General features: G+C 55.6%; 4 protein-coding genes and 1 pseudogene. All 5 read right to left on the bottom strand.

Going from position 1 to position 2,780, the window contains the following annotated elements; translation table 11 throughout:
- Positions 1-180 (bottom strand): transposase (locus CK240_RS17295; protein WP_135058902.1); only part of this gene is annotated, 180 nt, incomplete at its 3' end.
- A 103-nt stretch (positions 181-283) separates the two neighbouring features.
- On the bottom strand, positions 284-712 hold the full coding sequence (locus tag CK240_RS18430; RefSeq protein WP_135058900.1) for a hypothetical protein: 429 nt from the start codon (positions 710-712) through the stop codon (positions 284-286).
- Positions 713-1,011: 299 nt separating this feature from the next.
- Positions 1,012-1,308, bottom strand: coding sequence for a calcium-binding protein (locus tag CK240_RS18425; protein ID WP_276305811.1), 297 nt, complete (start codon positions 1,306-1,308; stop codon positions 1,012-1,014).
- A gap of 22 nt (positions 1,309-1,330) precedes the next feature.
- On the bottom strand, positions 1,331-1,666 hold the full coding sequence (locus CK240_RS18420) for a calcium-binding protein (protein WP_135058898.1): 336 nt from the start codon (positions 1,664-1,666) through the stop codon (positions 1,331-1,333).
- A gap of 255 nt (positions 1,667-1,921) precedes the next feature.
- Positions 1,922-2,780 (bottom strand): annotated as a pseudogene (locus CK240_RS17290) (integrase core domain-containing protein); the annotation flags it as partial.

The following is a 2,780-nucleotide window of genomic DNA, read 5'->3' as shown; positions in this document are numbered from 1 at the left end:
CAGCGTCTTCGCCGGACCATATTCCCTCGGGGCGTCGCACCATCGTAACCCATTGCGGTTGACGAAGATTATGCCGCTGAGCACACGTCGATCGTCAACGCGAGGCTTGCCATGGCTTTTGGGAAAGAACGGCCGCAAGCGTGCCATCTGCGCATCGCTCAGCCAGAAAAGGTTGCTCATGAATCAGGTCTCCTTGCGAAGCCTGAATCATGGCGAGCGCTCAGAAACAATGGGTCTGGAGCCTAAGCAAGCTTTAGCCAGAATTCAGCAAACGACTAAAATCTTAGCTGAATACAAGATCCTTTAAACCTGTTAAATTGCGAAGTCGCCTTAGGCAGCTCCGCAGGCGCACCGATATGCGCCGAATAATTTTTCTAGGCAGGACCGTGCCCATCATGCAGGCTGCGGAAAGATTCGCTGCTGTAAGCCAGTTCTGGAGATCGGAAGCGTCGCGAGCTTCCTCTACTGCGCAAGCGAAGTCGTCTAACATAAATCCGCAGATGAGATCGACCAGATCCTGATCGGAGATGGTTGACAGCAGTTCGTCCCTTAATGCCATCTCGAGCGCATCATAGGCGTTGAAAAGCAAAACTGCCTTTCCCGCCACAAACACAGGTGAGCCATTGTAACGCACCGTGATATCAGGACCTGAACCGGACAGCAGCCTGAGCGTTTGAATATCGAAGTTGCCCTCTAGGAAATCAATATCCACTTTATCTCCTGAAGTTGTGTGCTATCTTTATCCCGCCACCATAGTTAAACAATTGACTAGAGGGTGGCGATTACCTATCCAGTCTTCACTCATTGCACGAAAAAGCTGTGGTTCTGTCGTTGACACGCCGCTTCAATCTTATTTCATATGGACAGACTACATTGACGCCGCTTCTGCATCAGGATACAGCACCTAGCAATGTAATTAGATGTGGTCTATCGCGGGCATTCCTTACCGCGTCGGAGAGAGCACAGAAAGAAGGATTAAGGCCAGTAAGGCTCCCAGTTTGTCAGATTGAGCTAATCTGCCCCTTTCAGTTCTTGTACTGTGACGCTAAGGATGTTGATGATGAACCCACCCAGCAAAAGACTTACACCGACTCTATCCGTAAGAGGCATTGGAGCGACACCTTCGATCAGTTCGCCGCCCTCTAAGTTCAATTCGACAACATCACGCCCGACCTCGAGGTTGGAGATCCCCGCGTGGCTGTTTCTGTTCGACGCATAGAGCTCGAAGGTGTCGCTGCCGCTTGCTCCCAGAAGGGTGTTGTCTCCGGATCCAGCAATCAGCATGTCGTTTCCGGCAGATCCATTCAGCAGATCGTTCCTGCGCCTCCGTTTAGTGTATTGGGCCCCAGCTACCGGTCAGAACGCCGCCATATCTGCTGCCGACAACTGCTTCGATGTTGAAAAGCGTGTCGCCTTCCGCCCGTCCAGCTTGAGGCCCATCCACAAGACTCACAATCACGGCTGCTCCCGCATCCGAGTAGGTGACCCAGTCAAAGCCAGAGCCCCAGTCCAAGAAATCAGCGCCTATATTTCCGATCAGGACATCGGCGCCCTCGCCGCCCCAGAGCGTGCCGGAACCTGCGCCTTCCCACAGGCTGTCAGCCCCTCCAAGGCCCCCAAGCTTGTCAGTCGCGTTTTTGCCTTCCATGATATCCAGTCTCTGCAACCCAGCAATCTTACTTATACCTACTCTCTAGCTTTAGCAGTGGTGCGAAACATTGGAACTTGCGCTGACTAAGAAATCTGGCAGATTTCGCTCGAAGTCACGCAAGCCCGTTTGTTCGACTCAACTCAGCTTGCGGGAGAGAGCTTAATAAAAAGTTACAGCATCGTGCGTTGCGAGTCTTGACCTGCGCTCGCGTGGTTGCTGGATTTGTCAGGAGCTTGTTTGGCTACTAACCTGACCCGGTTGGTCCCTCGGTCATAACGAGAGCCTGGGGTTTTAGATTGGTAGTCTTCGGGTGGATTTGAGGCAATCGCGCCGGGCGCGGCGCCATCAGGCAGCGCAATCGTCTGGCGCGCTTCGAGCGGCGTGAGGTTGCCAAGCGAGGAATGCGGCCTGACGGCGTTGCGGTCATATCTCCGAAGGGCAATCTTGCGGCGGGCATTCTTGAGGGCATCGAAGATTTCCTCGTCAAGCAGTTCATCGCGAAGGTTGCCGTTGAAGGATCCGATGAAGGCGTTCTGCTGCGGCTTTCCGGGATCGATGTGTCTCCAGTAATGTCGTTCTGCTCGGCCCACTTCAGGATGGCTCGGCTGGTGAACTCGGTGCCCCTCCTCGGGACAACGACCCCTTAAATCGTTTTCCGATCCTCGTCGATCGTTGACAATGCAGGCAGGCTTTCCGTAGATCCGCACCCGCGCGTCCAGCTCGCGCGCCACCCGCGTCCCCGCGATACTCGTATCTGCGATTAAGTACAGGTTCTCACGGCAGCAATCGTCGATTGCGGCCAGGATGCGGAACTTGCGCGAGGCGCCGAAAGTGTCGGCCACGAAGTCGAGCGACCAACGCTGGTTTGGCACCAAGGCCACCGGTATCGGCGTGCGGGTGCCGCGGGCGCGCTTCCGGCTCCGTCGCCACTTCACTGCCGAGCCTTCCTCGCGATAGAGCCGATAAAGCTTCTTGGGGTTCATCAGCATGCCCCTGCGCTCCAGCAGCAGACCGATCCGCCGATAGCCGAACCTGCGGCGCACGGCTGCGATCTCCTGCATGGCCTTGCGGATCTCGAGGTTGTCAGGCGGACGTTCGCGCCAGACCGGCTTGCGGCACGACACCGACC

The organism is Paracoccus salipaludis, from assembly GCF_002287065.1.
Lineage (GTDB): Bacteria > Pseudomonadota > Alphaproteobacteria > Rhodobacterales > Rhodobacteraceae > Paracoccus > Paracoccus salipaludis.
This window is presented reverse-complemented; position numbering and strand designations above follow the sequence as displayed.